Annotated in this window: 15 protein-coding genes; 9 read left to right on the top strand and 6 right to left on the bottom strand. The window is 63.8% G+C overall.

Going from position 1 to position 21,106, the window contains the following annotated elements; all coding sequences use genetic code 11:
- Positions 1-3: 3 nt before the first annotated feature.
- Positions 4-2,319 (bottom strand): CaiB/BaiF CoA transferase family protein, encoded by a 2,316-nt coding sequence (locus tag ACOGXH_RS12855; protein WP_419929488.1) that lies wholly within the window; start codon positions 2,317-2,319, stop codon positions 4-6.
- Between the two features lie 89 nt (positions 2,320-2,408).
- Between ACOGXH_RS12855 and ACOGXH_RS12850 the strand changes: the two genes are divergently transcribed.
- Together ACOGXH_RS12850 and ACOGXH_RS12845 are read left to right on the top strand one after the other, a co-directional pair.
- Positions 2,409-3,233 carry an amidohydrolase family protein gene (locus ACOGXH_RS12850; protein ID WP_419929487.1) on the top strand — a complete coding sequence of 275 codons (825 nt, stop codon included), beginning with the start codon at positions 2,409-2,411 and terminating at the stop codon, positions 3,231-3,233.
- A gap of 12 nt (positions 3,234-3,245) precedes the next feature.
- On the top strand, positions 3,246-4,367 hold the full coding sequence (locus tag ACOGXH_RS12845; protein ID WP_419929486.1) for an acyl-CoA dehydrogenase family protein: 1,122 nt from the start codon (positions 3,246-3,248) through the stop codon (positions 4,365-4,367).
- A 36-nt stretch (positions 4,368-4,403) separates the two neighbouring features.
- Here the strand turns inward: ACOGXH_RS12845 and ACOGXH_RS12840 are convergent, their stop codons facing one another.
- The 3 genes from ACOGXH_RS12840 to ACOGXH_RS12830 are packed head-to-tail and all read right to left on the bottom strand — an operon-like array spanning position 4,404 to position 10,127.
- Entirely contained in the window at positions 4,404-4,961 is a 558-nt protein-coding gene (locus ACOGXH_RS12840; protein WP_419929485.1) for a nuclear transport factor 2 family protein, read from the bottom strand.
- Positions 4,962-4,989: 28 nt separating this feature from the next.
- Complete coding sequence (locus tag ACOGXH_RS12835; RefSeq protein WP_419929484.1) at positions 4,990-7,881, bottom strand: ABC transporter permease subunit; 2,892 nt, start codon at positions 7,879-7,881, stop codon at positions 4,990-4,992.
- Positions 7,881-10,127, bottom strand: coding sequence for an MFS transporter (locus ACOGXH_RS12830; RefSeq protein ID WP_419929483.1), 2,247 nt, complete (start codon positions 10,125-10,127; stop codon positions 7,881-7,883). Before ACOGXH_RS12830 ends, ACOGXH_RS12835 begins: the two co-directional genes overlap by 1 nt.
- Positions 10,128-10,179: 52 nt before the next feature.
- Here ACOGXH_RS12830 and ACOGXH_RS12825 point away from each other — a divergent pair, with 52 nt between their 5' ends.
- The 6 genes from ACOGXH_RS12825 (at position 10,180) to ACOGXH_RS12800 (ending at position 18,070) form a co-directional block, all read left to right on the top strand.
- The gene (locus tag ACOGXH_RS12825) at positions 10,180-11,754 is read left to right on the top strand and encodes a sulfatase (protein WP_419929482.1); all 1,575 of its coding nucleotides are present in this window, start codon (positions 10,180-10,182) and stop codon (positions 11,752-11,754) included.
- A gap of 125 nt (positions 11,755-11,879) precedes the next feature.
- Entirely contained in the window at positions 11,880-13,454 is a 1,575-nt protein-coding gene (locus ACOGXH_RS12820; RefSeq protein WP_419929481.1) for a sulfatase, read from the top strand.
- A 52-nt stretch (positions 13,455-13,506) separates the two neighbouring features.
- Positions 13,507-15,009, top strand: a complete 1,503-nt coding sequence (locus ACOGXH_RS12815; RefSeq protein WP_419929480.1) for an ABC transporter substrate-binding protein — start codon at positions 13,507-13,509, stop codon at positions 15,007-15,009.
- A gap of 13 nt (positions 15,010-15,022) precedes the next feature.
- Complete coding sequence (locus ACOGXH_RS12810) at positions 15,023-16,054, top strand: peroxiredoxin family protein (RefSeq protein WP_419929479.1); 1,032 nt, start codon at positions 15,023-15,025, stop codon at positions 16,052-16,054.
- Positions 16,051-17,613 (top strand): 4-coumarate--CoA ligase family protein, encoded by a 1,563-nt coding sequence (locus ACOGXH_RS12805; RefSeq protein ID WP_419929478.1) that lies wholly within the window; start codon positions 16,051-16,053, stop codon positions 17,611-17,613. The genes ACOGXH_RS12810 and ACOGXH_RS12805 overlap by 4 nt, the downstream gene beginning before the upstream one ends.
- Positions 17,606-18,070, top strand: coding sequence for a pyridoxamine 5'-phosphate oxidase family protein (locus ACOGXH_RS12800; RefSeq protein ID WP_419929477.1), 465 nt, complete (start codon positions 17,606-17,608; stop codon positions 18,068-18,070). Before ACOGXH_RS12805 ends, ACOGXH_RS12800 begins: the two co-directional genes overlap by 8 nt.
- A gap of 40 nt (positions 18,071-18,110) precedes the next feature.
- Here ACOGXH_RS12800 and ACOGXH_RS12795 read toward each other — a convergent pair whose 3' ends face one another.
- Positions 18,111-18,890 carry an enoyl-CoA hydratase-related protein gene (locus ACOGXH_RS12795; RefSeq protein WP_419929476.1) on the bottom strand — a complete coding sequence of 260 codons (780 nt, stop codon included), beginning with the start codon at positions 18,888-18,890 and terminating at the stop codon, positions 18,111-18,113.
- 106 nt (positions 18,891-18,996) lie between these two features.
- Positions 18,997-20,280, bottom strand: coding sequence for a cytochrome P450 (locus ACOGXH_RS12790; RefSeq protein ID WP_419929475.1), 1,284 nt, complete (start codon positions 20,278-20,280; stop codon positions 18,997-18,999).
- 75 nt (positions 20,281-20,355) lie between these two features.
- Here ACOGXH_RS12790 and ACOGXH_RS12785 point away from each other — a divergent pair, with 75 nt between their 5' ends.
- Positions 20,356-21,099: a TetR/AcrR family transcriptional regulator gene (locus tag ACOGXH_RS12785; RefSeq protein ID WP_419929474.1), complete on the top strand. Its 744-nt coding sequence runs from the start codon at positions 20,356-20,358 to the stop codon at positions 21,097-21,099.
- Positions 21,100-21,106: the final 7 nt, after the last annotated feature.

The following is a 21,106-nucleotide window of genomic DNA, read 5'->3' as shown; positions in this document are numbered from 1 at the left end:
CCACTAGCTGGGCAGGCCGTGGCCGATTGGCTTGGTCACGCCGATGTCGTGCAGTCGGTCAATCTCCTGGCTGTCGAACCCAAGTTCCTCCAAAATTGCCGCAGTTGCCCAACCGAGGGGAAGCGCGGGGTCCAGCGGAGCTGGAGCGGCAGAGAACTGCATGGTCGGCCCGGCTCGCCAGTAGGTGCCAAGGTTGTCTTGGTGGAACTCAACGGCCGCGCCGCACTCCTGCATGTGGTCCTCATACAGCATGTTGTGCATGAAGTCGCCCCTGTCGGCCTGGGCAGCGGGCACTCCGGCGACCAGAAGGCGAGCCTCCCATGACTCAGCAGAGTCGGTCGCAAGAATTTCGGCCAGTTGGGCGGCAAGCTCTGGGGTGGGCTCATCGGGAAGCTCCTCCCCCAGGATCGTGGCCAGCGAGCGGCGCTCCCGACTGGAATGAATGTCCAACACCAGCCACCCGTCGGCGGTCTCATACAGCCGCTGGTAGGCGTGGTACCCGAATTGCCCAGAATCCACCATCGGCGCTTCGGGTCCCGAATGCTGGATGCCCCACTCGGCCACCGCGTATGCAGTGGCAGCGAGCATGGTTGTCTCAAGCGTCTGGCCTCGGCCGGTGCGTCGACAGGCCAACACCCCGGCCATGATGGCCGCTGCGGTGGCCAGGGCGGCGGTGGGGTCGCCGTAGGTGCGATTTCGGGGCGGGTTCTGGTGGCCCGACTCCACCACCCCGGCCCCGGCGATGGCGTTAGGCGACGAATGGAAGCCGGCCTTGTGGGCCCAAGGTCCGTTGCTGCCGAAACACGAGGCGTACACGTAGAGCAGGCGGGAATTGCGGCTCATCACGGTGTCGGCGTCGATGCCTAGCCGCTCCGGGGTTCCCGGCCGGAAGTTGTGCAAGAAGACGTCGGCCTGATCCACCAGCCGGTACAAGATGTCGAGCCCTTCAGGAGTTTTGAGGTCCAAGACGATGGACTCTTTGCCCACGTGGGATTTCACGTAATCGGTCGTCCAGTTGCGCCGTCCCGGGTCACCAAAGGGCGGCTCGACCTTGATCACCCGTGCGCCGGCCTCGGCCAAAAGGGTGGCCGCGAACGGGCAGGCGTAGAAATAGCCGACGTCCAAAATTGTCACATCGGCAAGGGGCAGCTCACCAGCGCGTCCGGCTTGAATCGCAGGGCCGCTTGGTGATGTCGCCGACAACCAGCTGCTCAATACTTCTTCGGTGTGCTCACCAAGACGGGGGGCAGGCGGTCCCACCAGCGACGGCGTTTCGGAATACAGCCCCAGCGGACCGATCTGCACCGTTGGGCCCATGGCCTGGTCAAACACTTCTTGGCGGCGTTCATTCTCAGTGCACTGGGGGTGGTCCAGGAACTCCTGGGGGGCCAAGAACGGATCGCCACCGATGTCCTTAGCCGAGAAGACCTCCATCCACTCTTCGGCGGTGCGCTGCTCCATGCCGCGTCTGATGGCGTTGATGGCCTCGGACAGTCGCTCTTCGCTGGGCCACAGATCGGGGGCATTGGGGAGCTCAGGATCATCCAGCAACGCCTCAAGACCTAGCTCGGCGAGCCACCGGCGGTAGTGGTGGGCTTGGCGGCTGCACATTTGGATGAAGCGGCCGTCTTTGGTGGGCGCGGTCATGAACGGCACTCGCATGACGCCGTACACCCGGCCCGGTTCCGGCGGCAGGTGGGTGCGGTTCCCGTGCCCGCTGGTCATGTCGTACACGGACAAGGCGTGAAGCAGGCTGGTGTGAACTCTCTGGCCTTGACCTGTCCCGGTGCGGGCCCAGATGCCTGCCATGAGGCCGACCGCGGCCAGCATTCCTGCCCCGTATGAGGCGATTGGCACCGGGGTGAACACCGGGCCGGGGCGCACACCGTCATAGGTGGTCATGCGCCCGCTCTTGGCCGCCACGATCTGCTCGTAACCAGGCAGGTCACGCCACGGACCCGTCTCTCCGAAGCCGGTGATCGAGGCGTATACCAGTTGGTCGTTCAGCTGGTGCAGGGCCTCATAGTCCACCCCGAGCCTCTCAGCCACCGTCGGTCGGAATGCCTCGATTACCCCGTCGGCCGCCCGGGCCAGATCGAGAAACCGGTCTCGATCACCAGCGTCGGCCAAATCAAGGACTGCGCTCTTCTTGGCCCGGTGCCAGACGGCGAAACCGGGTCGTCCCCGATCTCGGTCGCCGTCGGGCGATTCGACCTTGACCACTTCGGCGCCGTTTTCGGCCAAGACCATTCCGGCCATACCCGCGGCCGCCCCCGAGCCGAGTTCGAGAATCCGCAAGCCCTCTAAGGCAGTGGCCATGGCTTGATTCTTGTGCCTGTCGATGCGATGTACCTATCAGAGATGCCATCGAGTCCAGTCGGGAGACCCAGCCGAGATAGCGTCGCGCCATGCCGCCGAGGGCCATCGACTGCTGGGTGAACGTGAACATGGGCGATTACGAGCCGCCCGAATACCTGATCAGGGTCAAAGAGGACTACCTCCACGGCGGGTCCGATTTTTTCCGCAGCTTCACCCCCGAGGAGCTTCTGCCGCTCATGGACGAACTCGGGGTTGAGAAGGCGGTCATTCAGGCCGCAGTAGGGGAGGACAACCCTCGACCATTCGACTTCGTGGAGCGCTTCCCGGAGCGGTTTGCCCTGGCCGTCCACCTCGACCCTCGGGGGTTGATGCCCGTTTTGTGGAAGCTGGAGGAAATGGTCAAGCAGTATCCGGTGGCACTGGCCCGGGTGGTGCCGTTCGGGGTGGATGTGCCCCCCAGCGACCCGGTGTACTACCCGCTGTACGCCAAGTGCACCGAACTGGATTTGCCGCTGTCGATCAATACCGGCATTCCCGGACCACCCATGCCGGGGGAGGGCCAAGATCCGATGCTGCTGGATCGGATCTGCCTGCGCTTTCCCGACTTGAAGCTGTGCATGGCCCACGGCGCCGACCCGTGGTGGGGGGTGGCTATGCGGCTGATGATCAAATACAAGAACCTGCACCTTATGACCTCGGCCTACAGCCCCAAACGGCTTCCGGAGGAATTCGTCCACTTCATGAATACCCGGGGCCAAGACAAGGTGATCTTCGCCTCCGACCATCCAGCTCTCGACATGCGCCGCTGCATCACCGAAGCCTGGGATCTCGACCTGCGCGACGGCGTTCTCGACAAGTACTTGTACGCAAACGCCGATCGCCTGTTCTTCGGCCCCCGCAATCCCCGCTACTAGAGAGAGCCAGACTTGAGCGCGACCACCAACTCCTATCTCGACTCGGCGGTCCGAATCGGCCAGCGAGCGGCAAGTGCCGCCGATCAGATTGAACAAGAGATGTCTCTGCCGTCGACCTTGGTCGACGATCTGATTTCCGCAGGGCTGCTCCAGCTCTATTTGCGGGAATCAGTGGGCGGGCCGGGCCAGGGCGCCATGGCCGCCTATCACTGCGTGGATGCCATCGCCCGGGGCGACGGCTCTACCGCGTGGTGCGTGATGGTGTCGTCAACCACTGGCTATCTGACCGGCTGGCTCGAGGCCGACGTGCTGGCCGAGATGGCTGGGTCTCCCCCTGATTTCCGGGTGGCGGGATCCTTCCGACCGCAGGGGAAGGCGACTGCCGTTCCCGGCGGCTATCAGATCAGCGGCCGGTGGGATTTCTGTAGCGGCATCGAGCACGCCAATTGGGCCATGCTGGCGTGCTCGATCGAGGGCGAGTCCACGTCCCGGGCCATGTTCGTTCCCGCCGATGAGGTGGAGATAGTCAGGACCTGGTCGGTAATGGGAATGGCCGGCACCGGCAGCCACGATGTGGTGGCCCGCGACGTGTTCGTCCCCAAAGAGCGGACGGCTACCAATGAGGGACCGCCCGACGAGGACCTGCGCCTTTACCATCCCCGGCTCTTGCGCATGGCCACCCATGCCCCCGTGGCCGCGGTGGCGCTGGGCCTGGCCCAAGGGGCCATCGATGGGGTGGCGTCCCTGGCCGCCAAATCCGGGTCGAGCGGCTCAGAACAGCTGCTGCAACATCGACCCGACGTGCAGACGGCGGTGGGCGAGGCGACTGCGGCGGTGGTTGCCGCCCGCACGGGGGTGATCGACGCCACCCAGCGGGCGTGGGACGACCCCGAAGATTCCATGGCGGTGGCCGAGGCACGCCTGCTCTTTGTCCATGCCGGGCGGGTCTCTCTGGACGCCGTTCAGCGCTTGTTCCACGCGGTCGGCACTCCGGCAGCCATGCGGGCCAATCCCATCGAGCGCCGTCTGCGGGATCTCCATGTGGCGCTTCAGTTTCCGACGTTCTCGCCATCCGTTGTGCTCGGCGGCGGCCAGGCCGTGTTGGGGCTAGATCCAGATGGGCAGGGCTGGTAGAGGTTCACGAGCCTCGCAATTTGACGGTGATAAACCTCAAGCGGACCGGCCTGCATAGGAAGTGGGCAAGTCCTCGGGATTGAGCCTGGTAATGCGCTCAGGGGTGAACATCAGACCGTCGGAGTAGCTGTCCTCACCGGTGAGCTTGCCGTCGTCGTCGTAGGGCCAGAACAACACCAACCGCATGGTGAGGGCGTAGGGGCTGTCGGGGTCGTCTACATCCATGCCCCGGGTCGCCAGCACCCGTCCGGGATACACCTGGTGGAAGACGCCCTCGGTCACAATGCAATTGTCGTCTACCACGATCCGTTCAATGTCGTACTGGACAACGTTGCGGCCTTCCTCGTAGAGCTGGGTGTAGTGGGAGGTCACGGCATCGAAGCCCTTAGGACCGGCATCAAAACCGGAGTCGGAGATCCAGAAGTGGTATTGGGGATCGTCTGACAGGGTCGACACCAACCGCTGGAAGTCTCCGGACGCCTCGGCCTGGAGGTGGTCCAAGAGCACTTGCAATAGCTGACGATGCCTGGGGTTTTCGGTTGTCGCCAAGCGCTCCTCGATTGCCATCCAGCTGCGGGTGGGATCGATCTTCATGCATTCCTCTCTAGTCGGCTTCAGGAATTCAGCCGTCGCTGATGGAGATGGCCCGCTCGTCGGTGCCGAGGTAGCTGGCGATCACCAGGGGATCGTTGCGCACCTCGGAGGGGGTTCCCTCGGCGATCACCTTGCCGGCCTCGAGGCAGTACACCCGGTCGCTGATGCTCATGATGAGGGGCATGTCGTGTTCGATGATCAACATGGCCGCGTCCAGTTCCCGGCGGATGTTGACGATGAGCGGTCCGAATGCCTCGGTCTCCCGCTGGGCCACCCCGGCGGTGGGCTCGTCGAGGCATAGCACCCGGGTGCCCAGCGCCAGCAGCCCGGTGATCTCGACGATGCGCCGGGTCCCGGTGGACAGGTCGCTGATATAGGAATCGGCGTAGCGCCCCAGCCCCAGGTAGTCGATCAGCTCGTCGGCCTCGGCCCGACGCCGCCGTTCCAAGGCAAATGTGTGGGGGAGGTGCAGGGCAGTGCTCAACAGTGGCGTGCGGCCCCGGGCCTCCAAGGCCACCTGCACAGTTTCTCGCACAGACAGCTCCGGGAACAGCGCCGCGGTCTGGAAAGTGCGCCCCAGACCGGCCCGGGCTCTGCGAGGGGCAGGGAACCGGGTGATATCGGTCCCGAGCAACTCCACCCGGCCCGTAGACGGCACGTAGCCTCCCACCGCATTCATGAACGTCGACTTTCCGGCGCCGTTGGTGCCGATGAGGCCCACAATTTCGTCGGGATGGACCAGCACAGTGGCCTCCGACACCGCCTGCACGCCGCCAAACCGCACACTTATGTCGTGCCCGGCCAGCATGGGATCGGTGGCGGGCCGAGGATCGTCAGGCCGAGTCAGGCTGGTGGGAGCGGACTGGACGGTTTTGCCGCCGGGGTCGGGCCCCAGGCGCCGCTCGGCCAAGCCGATGAGAGCGTTGCGCGCGCTGTAGCCGATCTGAATGAGCCCGCCCGGGAAGTACATGAGCACCAGCAGCAGCCCGATGCTGGAAGAGAAGAGGGCAACGGTTTCCGCGTTGTTGAACAGATTGGGAAGGCCATAAACCCAAATCGCGCCCAACACCGCGCCAACCGATGAACCCAGGCCCCCGATGACCACCATGCCCACAAGCTGTAGCGAATCCTCCACCTGGAAGAACCGCTCGCTGATCGGGACGTTCTGCACCAGCCCGGCCAGCATTGCTCCTCCCAGCCCGGCGATGCCCCCGGCCAACGCGAACGACGAGAGCTTCGAGCGCACCGGCCCCACCGTGTAGCCCGAGGCCGAGTCGGCGTTGTCGCGTACCGCGATGATGCTTCGACCCACACCCGATCGACGCAGCCGGCTGACGATGATCACCGCGATCAACAAGAAAGCCAAGCACACGTAGTAGTAGGCCTTTTGCGACTTCAGGTCGAGACCGAACAGCTCACCCCGGCGGAACGACACCGACGATGTGTTGCCCCCAGTGAAGAAGGGCCGGCGATACAGGTACTGCTGGGCGGCCAGCGCAAACACGAAGGTGGTTACCGCCAGATAGAGGCCGCGGACTCGCAGCGACCCGACCCCAATCACTGCCGCCACTAGCGCGGAGAACAGTGTGGCCAGCGGAATGGCCACCATGAACGGGATGCCCCCGGTTTCAAATTGGACGTCGAAGAAGTCGTAGGACAAGGCGTCGCCGGGCAAGAAGCCGGTGCCCACCGTGAAGTCCATGGACAGCCCACGTTTGAGGCCGGCGGCAAATAGGGCCCCCATGCCGGCGAAGGTCATCTGGGCCAGCGAGAGCTGACCGGCCCAGCCGGTGATGATGGTGACCGAAAGCCCGCAGACCGCGAAGCACAACACCGTGGCGTACAGCAGCTGGCGGGAAGGCAGGTTGGAGATTCCGGGGAGCTGCACCAGCACAATGCCGAGCGCCAACAACACGCCCAACGAGATCTTGGACAGGTGTCGCAGCCACCACACCTCGCGCAGCCGCTCTGGAATGGCTCGCACCTTGGGGGCGAAGGAGAAGATTCCAGTTTCGCCTTGGCTCCGGCTTTGGAAGTACACGGCCACCAGCACAGCCAAGAAGATGACGAAGTCTATGAGGCCGGTTTCGGTGAAGAAGTTGAACCGGAACAGAGCGTCGAGGAAGCCGATCAGCATCCCGCCCAACATGGCCCGGGGGAATGAGACCATTCCGGCTAGCACCGCGGCCACCATGGCCTTGCCCAGCGTCTGCGGACCCAGGTTGGACAAGCCTGCTATCTGTCCGGTGGATCCGGAAAGCATGATCATCGACAACGAGGCCAACAACCCGGCCATTATCCAAACGAAGGTGGACACGGTCTTGGGGTTGATTCCCGACAGGCGGGAGAGATCAGGGTTGTTGGCCGACGCGGACACCGACTTGCCGAATGAGGTTCGATTCATGAACCAACCCAACAGCAGGGCCAGTACTGGGACCGCGATGAGGATGATTAGCTGCGGACCGCGCACTCGGATCTCGGTGAACCAGACGTCTTCCCACACCGAGCCGACGAATACCGGATATTTCTGGCCGGCGGCTTCGATGTCGGGAAGCTGGGAGATCACCAGTTGGGCCAGTTGGGCGATGCCGACCGTGGCCACCAGCACGATCACCCGGGGAGAGTTGAACAGCCGGCGGATCACGGTCAGCTCCACCGCGGCGGCGAACAAAACCCCCAACGCCAGCGAGAGCGCCAGCGCCAGCCAGAATCCCCAGCCGTAGTTCAGCACCAGCAGCGCCATCATCGAGGCGGAGATGATGCCCATGTTGCCCACCGCGAAGTTGATGACCCGGGTGGATCGGTAGATCAGCACGATCCCAATGGCCACCAGGCCGGTAACCAGGCCGTTGACCACCCCGTTGAATGCCAATTGCTGGGTGATCCAGGTCCCGACCACGGAAGCGGTGGCGATGTCCATCAGCCGCCCTCGGTGCCCAGGAACACCGCCCGGGCCAGGTCGTCTCGTTCGGCCAGCTCTTGGGCCGGGCCTTCGAAACGAACTTGCCCCTTCTCCAAGAACACGGCCCGATCAGCGATTGCCAGCGCCACATTCAGCGACTGCTCCACGATGATCATGGTCTGGCCTTGGTCCTTGAGCTCCTCGACAGTCTCCAACAACGACTGCACCACCACTGGGGCCAAGCCCAGCGACAGCTCGTCGATCATCAACACCTCGGGTTCGTGCAGCATCACCCGGGCCAAAGCCAGCATTTGCTGCTGGCCGCCGGAAAGATTGCCGGCACGCTCATTGGTCCGTCTGCTGAGGTCGGGAAACATGTCGAGCACCTTCTCGATGCGCCGGTCTCGGTCGCTGGTATCTCTGCGATAGGCGTAGGCCCCCATGAGGAGGTTGTCGCGAATTGAGAGGTCGCTCCACACCCCGGCCCCGCCGGGCAGCATGTGCAGCCCCATGGCCGCCCGCTGTTCGGGAGTGGCGTAGGTGATGGTCTGGCCGTGCAGGCGCACCACCCCCCGCTCCGGGGTGACCAGTCCGGTGATCACCTTGAGCGCGGTGGACTTGCCGGCGCCGTTGGTGCCCAACAGGGCCAGGGTTTCCTGCTTGCGCACCTCGAATCCGAGATCGAACAGCACCTGCACCTGTCCGTAGCTGAAGTCCACATGGGCCACCTGGATGGCGGGCATGTCTTCGGGGTCGGTCTCGGCCTGGCGGCGTTCTTCGTCTTGTTCTTCCCTCAGCTCGCCAACCACTAGCGAGAGGTCGCGCCGCAGCCGACTAGCCCCTCGGAGCACGAAATAGGCCCCGATCGGCATGGCACCTGCGGTGATGATTGTGATGGCGGTCTGCTCGCCGAGTTCGTTCTGGAGGAAGCCGGCGATGATGCTGCCCCCCACGCCGCCCACCATGACCATGAAGAAGGTCAAGAAGGCGGTGCCCATGCCCCGCAGCCGATAGGGGAATACCGCTTGGATGGCGGGCTGCACCATGGCGAAAGCCCCGCCCAGGAAGGTGGAGTTGATGGCGGAGAGAATCATGAACAGGGCCAGGTTGGGCATGGCGTACTGGATGGGTACCAGAACACCGATGGGCAGCAAGAGGATGCCGATGAGCCGCACCGCCCGATCGGGGTCCTTTCGGAAGGTGGCGTCGAACCGGCGCCCGACGAACGGCAGGAACACCAATAGGCCGATCCCCGCCGGTGCCACCGCCAGCCCGCGCTCCAGGGCGTCGAGGTCGAACTCCTCCTCTAGGAAGAACGACTGAATTGAACCCGCTGGGAACAGGGCGAAGCCCATGGCCGCGAAGGCGATGGTCATATTGCGGATGGTGTCGATGTTCCAGATGCGGGTGAAGGCGGCTTCCACCGAAATCGGCATCTTGTTGTCCTGTTTGAGGCCGGCGCCCAGCACATGCTTCTGTTCCCATTGGCCCCGGGGGGGCTCCCTCAAGAAAAAGGCCAAGAAGGCCAGGGCCGCGGTGGGCAGACCGAGAAGGTAGAACGCCCAGCGCCAGCCGTCATCGCCGCCAACCCACACTGCGATTCCCCCAGCCAAAACCGGGCTGATGGCCGAAAAGATGCGCCCCACTCCGGCGTTGGTGGCGTACATGCGGCCTCGGGTCTGAAGCGGGTAGGTGTCGGCCAGCATGCTGGGGTGCACGGTGATGGTGTTGGCCTTGGACATTCCGGCGAAGAACCGCATGAAGAAGAACATGAGGGCGTTCACCGCTGCCCCCGACAGGGCGCTGAATGCGGCAAAGGCCCCGCTGGCGATGCCCACGATGGGGCCGCGCCGGAAGCGGTCGGCCAGCCAACCCATCGGCCCGGCCCCCAGCACGAAGAACATGAGCGACGCCGTGCTGATGGCAGTAACGGTTCCGTCGCTTACCCCGAAGCTCCTGCCGATGTCGGGTCCCAGGATGGCCACCGCGCTGTTCTCCAGCTCGTCGAGGCTGTTCAGCGCCAACAAGACGACGAAGGTCTGAAAGCCCCCTTTGCGCAGGCCCTCTCTGAGCGTCGTCTGTTCGCCGCCCACACCGGGCAACAAATCGTCGGGGAACAGGACTTCAGCCTTTTGGGCATCCCGCCGAGCGGCCTCCCCCTCCAGCACTGTGGTGGCGAGCGCGTCGATTGACTCGCTTTGAGATGGCTGATTGTCCACCTGTCCCCCGAACGTGATTGGCTCTTTCGGCCTGTGCTGGCCCATGAGAGTAGCCTGAGAGGCTCCCAGGGTTGCCAGAAGCCGGGCAAGGAGTGGCATGAGCGCACCATTGAATGTCGCAGTTGTCTTGTTGGACTCGCTGAATCGGCACATGCTGGGGTGTTACGGGGGCACCGAGTTCGAGACGCCGAATTTCGATCGGTTCGCCTCAAAGCGGGCCACTCGGTTCACTCGGCACGTGACGGGGTCGCTGCCGTGCATGCCGGCCCGCCATGACATCTTGTGCGGGGCGCTGGACTTCTTGTGGAAGCCGTGGGGTTCGATTGAGCTGTGGGAGGAGCCCATCACCCGGGTGCTCCGCCACCAAGGCGTAACCACCGCCCTGGTGACCGATCATCCCCACCTGTTTGAAACCGGAGGGGAGAACTACCACACCGACTTCCATTGCTGGGACTATCTCCGTGGCCATACCACCGACCCGTGGCGTACCTATTACGACCCCTCCTGGGTCGGGGCTCCGGCCATGCCGGCAAAGAAGGGCGGCTGGTGGTGGACGAAGGCGTGGGGGATCGAGGAATTGGACCGGGGCTACGACCGGGCTCGCACGTTCTTTCGGACTGAGGAGGACTACCCCGGGCCGATGACGATGAGTGCGGCAGCCCGTTTCTTGGCCGAAGCCACTCCACATCATGATCGGTGGTTCTTATTCGTGGACGAGTTCGATCCCCATGAGCCATTCGACACCCCTGTGCCGTGGGCCGGCCGATATTTCGACGAGGCCTGGGACGAGGAATGGCTTATCTGGCCGCCCTATGCCGACGGCGCCATCTCCGAAGGAGCCCTCTCAGAGCGGGAAGGCCGCCACGTGCGGGCCAATTATGGGGCTAAGCTGTCGATGATCGATCACTGGTTCGGGCAGATTCTGGACCGGTTCGACGAGCAAGGGCTGTGGGACAACACTGCGCTGATCGTGTGCACCGATCACGGCCACTATCTGGGCGAGGAACGGGAGGGACGCGACATTTGGGGCAAGCCCGGGGTGCCCCAGTATGAGCCGATGGGCCATACGCCGCTGCTTGTTTCTTGGCCCGGCAAGCCTGGCGGGGAGGTGTGCGAGGCGCTGACCACCAACGTGGACATCTTTGCCACTGTCGCCGACGTCTTCGATGCCGAGGTGATGCAGACCACTCACGGTTGCTCAATGGTTCCGCTGCTAACCGGTGAGGCTGACTCCATCCGGGAATGGGCTTTGGGCGGCGTTTACGGAGGCTGGGTCCAAGTGACCGACGGCCAGCACAAGTACGCCCGTGGAGCGGCTGGCGAGAATTTCCCCATTTCGATGTGGTCCAATCGGTGGTCCACCGTGCCATTCGGGGAAATGGGCTTTCCCGGCCTTCCGGTCCCCGACCACCGGGCCTGGTTGGACAAGATGCCCGGATCAGAGGTGCCGGTGATCCGCCAGCCTTACCAGCCGGGCGACACGCTCCCGCTATGGGTGACGGTCAACAACTGCAACGATCGCCACTTCCTGTTTGACCTCGACATCGACCCCTATGAGCAGGAGAACCGCAGCGGCGAGTCGGGCGCCGGGGATCTGGTGGATCTGCTCCACACCGCTCTCAGCAAGTTGGATGCCCCTGACGACCAATTCACCCGACTGGGCTTGTCGTAGCTGGCTTCGAATTGCGGTGGTTGGATGGCTTGCCGTGACACGGCGCCAAGCAACCTGTTGGCAACGACTCATGCAGAGTAGCTTTGGGAGCCTGCGCAATTGCCAGGGCTGAACCAAGGGGGAATATGAGCACACCGTCGAATGTCGCCGTCATCCTGCTGGACTCGCTGAATCGGCACATGTTGGGGAGCTACGGCGGCACCGAGTTCGAGACGCCGAACCTCGACCGATTCGCCGCTGAGCAGGCCACCCGGTTCACCCGCCATGTGACGGGGTCGCTGCCGTGCATGCCGGCCCGCCACGACATTTTGTGCGGGGCGCTCGACTTCTTGTGGAAGCCGTGGGGTTCGATCGAGCTGTGGGAGGAGCCCATCACTCGAGTGCTGCGCCACGGTGGGGTGACCACCGCGCTGTTTACCGACCATCCCCATCTGTTTGAGACCGGAGGGGAGAACTACCACACCGATTTCCACTGCTGGGATTATTTGCGGGGTCACGAGGGCGACCCGTGGCGCACCTTCTATGACCCCTCTTGGGCCGGCACGCCGACCATGCCGGCCCGAAAGGGCGGCTGGTGGTGGTCGAAGATGTGGGGCCTTGAGGAAATCGACCGGGGCTATGACCGGTCCCGCACGTTCTTCCGCTCGGAGGAGGACTATCCCGGGCCCAAGACCATGAGCGCGGCGGCACAATTCTTGGCCGAGGCCACCCCACACCACGACCAGTGGTTCATGTTCGTGGACGAATTCGATCCCCATGAGCCGTTCGACACGCCGGCGCCATGGGCCGGCCGATATTTCGACGAGGCGTGGGACGAGGAGTGGATCATCTGGCCTCCCTATGTCGACGGTGGTATCGCATCCGGGAATCTCTCGGAGAAGGAGGGTCGCCACGTGCGGGCCAACTACGGGGCCAAGCTGTCGATGATCGACCACTGGTTCGGGCAGATACTGGACCGGTTCGACGAGCAGGGCCTGTGGGACGACACTGCGCTGATCGTGTGCACCGACCATGGCCACTACCTGGGCGACGTGCGGGAGGGGCGCGACATCTGGGGCAAGCCCGGGGTGCCCCAATACGAGCCTCTGGGCCACACGCCGCTGTTGATCTCGTGGCCGGGCACGCCCGGCGGGGGGACCTGCGAGGCGCTGACCACCAACGTGGACATCTTTGCCACCGTCGCCGATATCTTCGACGCCGAGGTGGTGCAAACCACCCACGGCCGCTCAATGGCTCCGCTGCTGAGGGGCGAAGCCGACTCCATCCGGGAGTGGGCGCTGGGCGGGGTGTTCGGCGGCTGGGTCCAGGTCACCGACGGCCAGCACAAGTACGCCCGAGGGGCCACCGAGGACAACTTCCCGCTGTCAATGTGGTCAAATCGCTGGTCCACCATGCCGTTTGGCGACATCGGCATGCCCGGCCTGCCTCCGCCCGACCACCGGGCCTGGCTTGACAAGATGCCGGGCTCGGAAGTTCCGGTGATCCGCCAACCCTATGAGCCCGGCGACACGCTGCCGCTATGGGTAACGGTGAGTGCCAGCAACGACCGCCACTTCCTGTTCGACCTCGACGTCGACCCGAGCGAGCAGGAGAACCGCAGCAGCGAGTCATCCGCCGCTGAGATGATCGATCTGCTCCACACCGCGCTCAACGAGGTGGACGCCCCCGATGAGCAATACGCTCGGCTGGGGCTCAAATGACGCACCTTCACCTATCCGACCACAACCTTGGAGATTGAACATGCCCGGCATCATGAGGGGGTCCAGGACCGCTAATAGATGGTGGTGGCTGCTCGCCGTTTTGGCGTTGGTGGCCGCGGCCTGCGGCGGCAATGACGATGACGGCGGTGCTGAAACCGCAGAGCCGGCCGCGGCCCAAGAGCAGACGGCTGCACCGGAAGAGACACCCGCTGAGGCGCCAGAGGTGGAGTCCGGGGAGGCGCCCGCGGAGGAGGCTGCCGACGAGCCTGCTGAGGAGCCCAGCGAACAGCCGGCCGACGAGCCGGCCGACGAGCCTGCCGAAACCCCGGCGGAGCCGACGCCCGCCCCCACGCCGGTAGAGCTCATCGCCAGCTATCAAGGCGTAACCGAAAGCGAGATCGCCATCGGCGTGGCTGCCATCGACCCGGTGCAGATCAATGAGATGTTCGGCATCGACATAGGCATCTTCCCGGTGCAAGACCTCTATGCCGCCCTCTCCGCCGACCTGAATGATCAGGGCGGCATCCACGGCCGCAATGTCGTCGTCCATGTGGTTTCCTTCCTTCCCATTGGGACCGCCGACAGCGAGCGGGTGTGTACCGAGTTGATGGAGGACCAGAAGGTATTCGTGGTGATCGGTCAGTTCCTCGAGGACAACGCCCTGTGCATTACCGAACTTCACGGGCACCCCTATGTGGGCCACTTCGGCGAGAACACCGAGCGCCAAGAGCGGTCCAACGGCCTGTTCTTCGCTACCGAGATGAAGCAAACTCGCCAGCGGGTCGGTGGGACCACCGAAATGATCCGAGCCGGCGATCTCGACGGATACCGCGTGGGCATCTATTACGAGGCACCCCCCGACAAGGAGTATGCCGATGCTGTGCAGCCCCTGTTGGAGGAGGCCGGCATTGACATCGTCGGTGTCTATTCCCCGGGTTCGCCCACCACTGACACCGTTCAGAACGAGCAGAACACCGACAACATCTCCACGCGCATGGAGGCCGACGGTGTAGATCTGATCCTCAACCTCTCCAACGTGTACGGCATCATCCAGTCGGCGCAGCGAATTGGCTGGGAGGTGCGCATTGCCCACACCAATGGACAGGCTGCCGACCGCCTGACCATCGCCGACGATCAAGGAATTGAAGACGAGTACATGGCCCGCACTTTTGCCGTCACCACCAACAAGCCGACCAGTGAGGAAGCGCTGGCCGATCCCGGGGTGCAGGAGTGCCTCGCCGTATTCGAAGAGCGGGTCCCCGACGAGCCCCTCGATCTCGCCAACGACGACATAGTCAACGGTGTGGTCAACCACTGCCGAGTCTTCGCCCTTACCGTGAAGATCTTGGAAGCAGCCGGCGGCAATATCACTCCGGAGACGTTCAAGGCCGCCGCTGAGGGGCTCGGCACCTTCGACCTGCCCGCCATGATCGGGGCCAGCCTGTCGCCCGACAAGCACTCGGCCGGCTCTTTGGTGCGCCGCTACGAGTATTTCCCCGAGGTAAGGACCTATTTGCCGGTCGGCGAGCCGATTCCGACTGATCCCGTCCAGTAAAGGAGCTAGAGCCATGACAACGATCACCGTCCTCGGCGATGAGGTTGCCACCACTGTCGGAGAGTGGGCGGATGGGCGTCCGCTGGTTGAGCCGGATGCTCTTTCCGCCGCAGTCGGCTGGACGCTCAAGCCCGAAGGTCTGTGCCGCGACGATCAGTGCGTGCTGGTGGGAGACGGTTCGGCGTTCAGAGTCGGCAACAAGCTCGATCTGGCCGCGGTGGCCAATGCGGTGGACCAGCCCACCGTGGTTGATCCCGACGCCAGCATCGTGGTGCTGGGCCAGCCCAACGCCACTCGCCGGGCCGCCCTCCAAGATCGCCAAGCGCCCGACTTCACTCTCGCCGATCTCGACGGCGTGAATCGGAGCCTGTCGGACTACGCCGGCAAGAAGCGGCTCCTGGTTGCCTTTTCCAGTTGGTGAGGATGCGCCTTCGACCTGCCCGGGTGGCAGGAATTGCAAGACGAGATGGCCGATGACGGTTTCCAGGTGATTGCGGTGGCCATTGACGAGGCCATAGACGAAGTGCGGGTACTGGCCGATGGCATCACCTATCCGGTGCTGATGGACCCTGATCACCTTCTCACCGAGTTGTACGCCATCAGCAACGTGCCCGCGGTGGTATGGATCGACGAGCACAGTCGCATCGCCCGTCCCAACGCCAGCGAATTCGGTACCGATATGTTCAGCGAGTTCACCGGCCGCTCCTGCGAGGGCCATTTCAACCAAATCCGCGCTTGGGTTCACGATGGTGTCGTTCCTGACGACGCCAGCAACGAGATTGCCGACCTCGACGACAATGAGATCGCCGCTCGACTGCACTTCCGTCTCGCCGCTCACCTGCGGCGCGCCGGCGACGAGGATGGCGCAGCCCGCCACTTCGATGCCGCCGCGCAGTTGGCGCCACTGGACTTCACCGTTGTCCGCGCCGCAATGCCGCTTCGGGGTGAGAGCCCCTTTGGCGAGGAGTTTTTCAAGCTCCTCGAGGAGTATCAGGCCGCCGGCAGTCCGTTCCACGGAATTACCCCGGCAGCAAGCTCTGAATGATCGTTCATCCCAGCCTTTTGCCCGATGAGCCGCTGAGTTCGCAGCCGGTCACCGGGTTCGTGCTGGAGCGGGCCGGGGAGCTGGCCGATCAGCCAGCGGTGATCGACGGGCCGGGGGAGTGGTCGCTTTCGTTCAGGGAGCTTGCCCATGCGGTGTATTCCCTGGCCGGGGGGCTGGCCGCCCGCGGATTTCAGCGGGGCGACGTGGCCGCGCTGGTCGCGCCCAACTCGCCGTGGTATCCGGTGGTGTTCCACGCGGTGGCAGTGGCAGGGGGCGCGGTCACCACGGTCAACCCCACTTACGGTGCCGAGGAGATCGCCTACCAGCTCACCGATTCGAATGCGACGCTGGTGTTCGCCGCCGACATGTTTGCTGCTCAGACCCGGGAGGCCATGGGCCAGGCCGGGGTGGAGGGCGACGTGGTGGTGATCGATTCCGACAGCCCGTCGGCGGGCATTGCCATGCGGTCGTTTATGGGCGAGCCGATCGCTCAGGTGGAGGTGGATCCCCACAACGAAGTAGTGGTGCTGCCCTACTCGTCGGGCACCACGGGTCTGCCCAAAGGGGTGATGCTCACCCACGCCAACCTGGTGAACAACATCGAACAGGGCGCCTCGACGGTGGCGTCCCAGGCCAGTGATGTAGTGCTTGCCGTGCTGCCGTTTTTCCACATTTACGGGATGCAGGTGCTCATGAACGACCAGCTTCACCATGGGGCAACGCTGGTGACCATGCCCCGCTTCGATCTGGCCCAGGCGCTGTCGTTGATCGAGCGCCACCAGGTGACCCGGTTCTTCGCCGTGCCTCCCATCGTGCTGGCGCTGGCCAAACATCCCGCGGTGGGTGATTTCGACTTGTCGTCACTGCGCCAGGTGCTGTCGGGGGCGGCCCCGCTGGGGGCTGAAGTGGCGGCTGAGGCATCGGCCCGCATCGGCTGCGAGGTGGTGCAGGGCTACGGCATGACCGAGCTCAGCCCGATTTCCCACGCCACTCCGCCCGGAAACTCCAAGCCGGGGTCGGTGGGCCTGACAGTGGCCAACACCGAGATCAGGATCGTGGACTCCGACTCTGGGGAGGACCTGCCCATCGACCTGGAGGGCGAGCTGTGGATTCGCGGCCCCCAGGTGATGAAGGGGTATCTCAACAACCCGGAGGCCACCGCCGAGACCGTCGACGAGGACGGCTGGCTCCACACCGGTGACATCGCCCGGATCGACGGCGACGGCCACGTCTACATCGTCGACCGGCTGAAGGAGCTCATCAAGGTCAAGGGCTTCCAGGTGGCCCCTGCCGAGTTGGAGGCGCTGCTGGTGGAGCACCCGCAGATCACCGATGCCGCGGTGGTGGGCCGCCCCGACGATGAGAGTGGGGAGATGCCCTTGGCCTTTGTGGTTGCCAGCCCGGATTCCGGGCTCGATGAGCAGGCAGTGAAGGCTTACGTGGCCGACCATGTGGCCACTTACAAGCATCTCGGTGAAGTGCGGTTCACCGATGCCATTCCCAAGTCGGCCTCGGGGAAAATCCTCCGCCGTGAGCTGAGAGAGCTGATAGGTGGCTGAAAAGAAGCCCACGGTGCGGATGTCGCCCGAGGAGTGCTGGGAAATGCTGGAGACCTCGGTGAATGGCGTCTTCACCACGCTACGGGCCAATGGCCAGCCGATCTCCCTTCCCGTTTGGTATGTGGTGCTGGACCAGAAGATCTATATGGTCACCCGAGGCAAGAAGGTGGTGCGGGTCCGCAACGACCAGCGGTGCTCCTTCTTGGTGGAGGCCGGGGATCGCTGGGCTGAGCTGCGGGCCGTACATGTGGAGTGCGTTGGCCGGGTGATCGAGCCCTCCGAGGAGCTGGCTAGCCGGATCAACCAGGCCCTCGATGAGAAGTATGCGCCGTACCGGACAGCCCACAACGTGATGCCCGAGCAGACCCGGGACTACTACGAGAAGAACCTCAACGCCACCATCGAGCTGACCCCGGTAGGCAAGATGCTCAACTGGGACAACGCCAAGCTCTTCTAGCCGTCACTCCCACTTGTAGTCGGGATCGCGCCTTTCTCTTTCACTCCCACTTGTACTCGGGATCGCGTTTCTCTCGAAAGGCGCGGCGGGCCTCACGGGAGTCGTCGAAGCGCATCAGGCGGGTGGTGTAGTCCTGCTCGGTGCGGTACCCCTCTCGCAGCGGCAGATGCTCGATTCGGTTCATCGACTCCTTGGCCAGCCGCATCGCAATTGGGCTCTTGGTGGCCAGCTCGCAGGCCAGCTCCAGCGCGGTGTCCATGAGCTTGTCGGGCGCAGTCACCTCTCGGACGGCGCCGATGCGGTACATCTCTTGTGCGGAGACCTGTTCGCCGGTGAGGAACATCTCCCTGGCCTTGTGGCGGCCCATCATCAAGGAGAGGTGGGCGCTGGCCCCCAGCAGGCCTACATTGATCTCAGGGGTTCCGAACGTGGCGTTCTCGGAGGCCACCAGCATGTCGCAGCAGGCGGCATAGGCCAGGCCGACCCCCAGTGCGTAGCCGTTGATGGCTCCGATCACCGGGACGGTGCAATCGATGATGGCCCACATGGATTCTCGGGCCAGGTACCCGGCGTCGATCAGCTCCCGGGGGTGGCGCTCAGAGCGCGGTGCGCTGTTGGGCGGGCTCAAATCGACACCGGCGCAGAACGCCCTTTCTCCGGCACCGGTGAATATGGCCACCCGTACATCTCGGTCATCGCCAAAAGCGGCGAAGACTTCGCGGATCTCGACGAATGTGTCGTCGTTGGCCGCATTAACCGGGGGGCGGTCGAGGGTGACGATGGCGACGTGGTCGCGCTGTTCTACTCGGACATCGGGCACTGCTCGCCTGCTTTCGCTCCTGAGTTCAGCCCCAACAGTATCGGGGGCAGGAAGCGGCGAAGGCTATGCCGCTCTATGTCGCGGCGACGTCGGCCACCAAATCGCCCTAGGCCGCGGCGGCGTCGGCCACTGGGCCGTAGCGCACCGGCAGGTGTTTGATTCCGTGGACCTGCAAGTCTCGTAGCCGCACTGGAGTTCCGACCACCTCGATTTCAGGCAGGCGGTTGATCAGTGCTTCGAAGAAGACCTCCAACTCCAGCTTGGCCAGGTTGGCGCCGAGGCAATAGTGGGCCCCTCCTCCCCCGAAGGCGATGTGGGGGTTGGGCGTGCGGGTGATGTCGAAGCGGTGGGGGTTGTCGAATACCTCGGGGTCGCGGTTGCCCGCGGTGTACCACAGGGCCACCTTCTCTCCGGCGGCAATGTGCGCACCGCCCAGCTCCAGGTCTTGGGTTGCGGTACGGCGGAAGTACCGGACAGGAGAGCTGTATCGCAGTATTTCTTCCACTGCGCTGGACATCAGCTCGGGATGGCGGCGGAGCAATTCCCATTGGTCGGGAAACTCCTGGAAGGCGAGTAGGCCGTGGGTGATGGCATTGCGGGTGGTCTCGTTGCCGGCAACCACGAGGAGTGTGAAGAACAGCGAGAGCTCCAGGTCATTGAGCTCGGTTACCGTCCCGTCGCCCATAGTCACTTTGGCATGGGCCAGCTTGGTCATCAGGTCGTCGCGGGGACAGCGGCGCTTCTCCTCAACGAGCTCGTGGGCGTACATGGTCATGTTGAAGGCGTCCATCGGCGCGTTTATCGGCGCGTAAGGGTCGTCGTGGTCCTGGAACTCGGGGTCGTGGCGCCCGATGGCCGAGTTGGTCCATTCGAACAGTCGTTGGCGGTCTTCTTGGGGGACGCCCACGATCTCGGCGATGACCATCAGCGGAAGCTCGGAGGCGAGATCGATCACGAAGTCGCCCTCGGTGCGACCGTCGAGCGAGTCGATGATGAGGTGGCTGCGGGTGCGGAGCCAGACCTCCAGCTTGCGCACCATCCGAGGGGTGAACCCCCTGCTGACCAGCTTTCGGTACCGAGTGTGATCGGGCGGATCGGTCATGATCATCATGATTCCGGGGCCCGTCTCGACGTCAGGGATGGTGATGCCACCGGTGCCGTTGCGGCCCGGACCGGTCTGATGGGAAAGCACCGGGCCCATCCGATGGGCTTTGGTGATGAGATCGTGAGAGGTGACCAGCCAGAAGGGCTCGTCATTGTGGGGGGTTTCGGGATGGCGCCAGATGGGGGAGTGGATTCGCAGTTCGTCGTACAGCTCGTAGGGCTCCCGTACTGCGAACATGTCCATGTCGGTCAGGTCGATCGCTGTCGCTAGTGTTGAGGGAGACATAACCTACTTCTCCTTGGTGAGAATGCCATTCTTACACGCGAGAACTAAAATATCAACAACGAGAACAAGAGAGCCATGTCTGAAAACCCAAATATCGACACTGAGAACTTAGAAACCACTGTTGAGAACAGCGAAACCACAGTTGAGAACGCCAGTAGCGACCTGTCGGACCTCAGCTCCTGGGAGCAGCGCATGCTTGAGCGGTCGTTGGACAGCGCTCGAGTACAAGCATTGGCTCGCAGCGGCGAATTCGTCCACGCCGCGTTGGCCCTGCTTGAAGAGGAGGGGTCGGTTGAGTTCACGGTGCAAGACGTGGTGCAGCGCTCGGGAGGCTCGCTGCGGCGCTTCTACCAGCTCTTTTCGTCCAAGGACGACCTCGTTCTGGCTCTATTCGAGGAACTGATCACCCAGCTTGTCGAGCACATTCCTGCTGCCGTTCATGCCGGCGCCCCTCCGCTGGACAGACTTGAAATCTGTGTCCGAACCTTTTGGGACTTCGTGAGAGGAGAGGATGCGCCGCCAGCCAAGATCGTCCGAGACATGGCTGCACTCCACAACCAATTGGCGGCCAACAGGCCCGAAGGCCTGCGCCTGGCCTGGGATCCCTTGCGGCAGCTCATCGCCGGCATCATCGCCGATGGGGTGGCCGACGAGTCGATCCGATCGGACATCGAGGTGGAGGATCTGTCGGAACTCTTTTTCGACGTCTCGCTGGCCTCCCATCTCTTCGCGCTCGGTCGAGTGGGTGCAACTCACGCCCGATTCGACCCGCTTTGGGCCTTCTGTCTCGGGGCGCTTCGTCCTCCTCTTGAGGGATAGCGGGCGA

Origin of the sequence: Candidatus Poriferisocius sp. (assembly GCF_965208355.1) — a bacterium.
Lineage (GTDB): Bacteria > Actinomycetota > Acidimicrobiia > Acidimicrobiales > Bin134 > Poriferisocius.
This window is presented reverse-complemented; position numbering and strand designations above follow the sequence as displayed.

Bases quoted from the DNA above. Each gene is read 5' to 3' on its own strand.
- ACOGXH_RS12785 (WP_419929474.1), top strand. From the start codon at position 20,356: ATGTCTGAAAACCCAAATATCGACACTGAGAACTTAGAAACCACTGTT.
- ACOGXH_RS12830 (WP_419929483.1), bottom strand. From the start codon at position 10,127: ATGGGCCAGCACAGGCCGAAAGAGCCAATCACGTTCGGGGGACAGGTG.
- ACOGXH_RS12790 (WP_419929475.1), bottom strand. From the start codon at position 20,280: ATGTCTCCCTCAACACTAGCGACAGCGATCGACCTGACCGACATGGAC.
- ACOGXH_RS12815 (WP_419929480.1), top strand. From the start codon at position 13,507: ATGAGGGGGTCCAGGACCGCTAATAGATGGTGGTGGCTGCTCGCCGTT.
- ACOGXH_RS12825 (WP_419929482.1), top strand. From the start codon at position 10,180: ATGAGCGCACCATTGAATGTCGCAGTTGTCTTGTTGGACTCGCTGAAT.
- ACOGXH_RS12855 (WP_419929488.1), bottom strand. From the start codon at position 2,319: ATGGCCACTGCCTTAGAGGGCTTGCGGATTCTCGAACTCGGCTCGGGG.
- ACOGXH_RS12850 (WP_419929487.1), top strand. From the start codon at position 2,409: ATGCCGCCGAGGGCCATCGACTGCTGGGTGAACGTGAACATGGGCGAT.
- ACOGXH_RS12805 (WP_419929478.1), top strand. From the start codon at position 16,051: ATGATCGTTCATCCCAGCCTTTTGCCCGATGAGCCGCTGAGTTCGCAG.
- ACOGXH_RS12835 (WP_419929484.1), bottom strand. From the start codon at position 7,881: ATGGACATCGCCACCGCTTCCGTGGTCGGGACCTGGATCACCCAGCAA.
- ACOGXH_RS12840 (WP_419929485.1), bottom strand. From the start codon at position 4,961: ATGAAGATCGATCCCACCCGCAGCTGGATGGCAATCGAGGAGCGCTTG.
- ACOGXH_RS12820 (WP_419929481.1), top strand. From the start codon at position 11,880: ATGAGCACACCGTCGAATGTCGCCGTCATCCTGCTGGACTCGCTGAAT.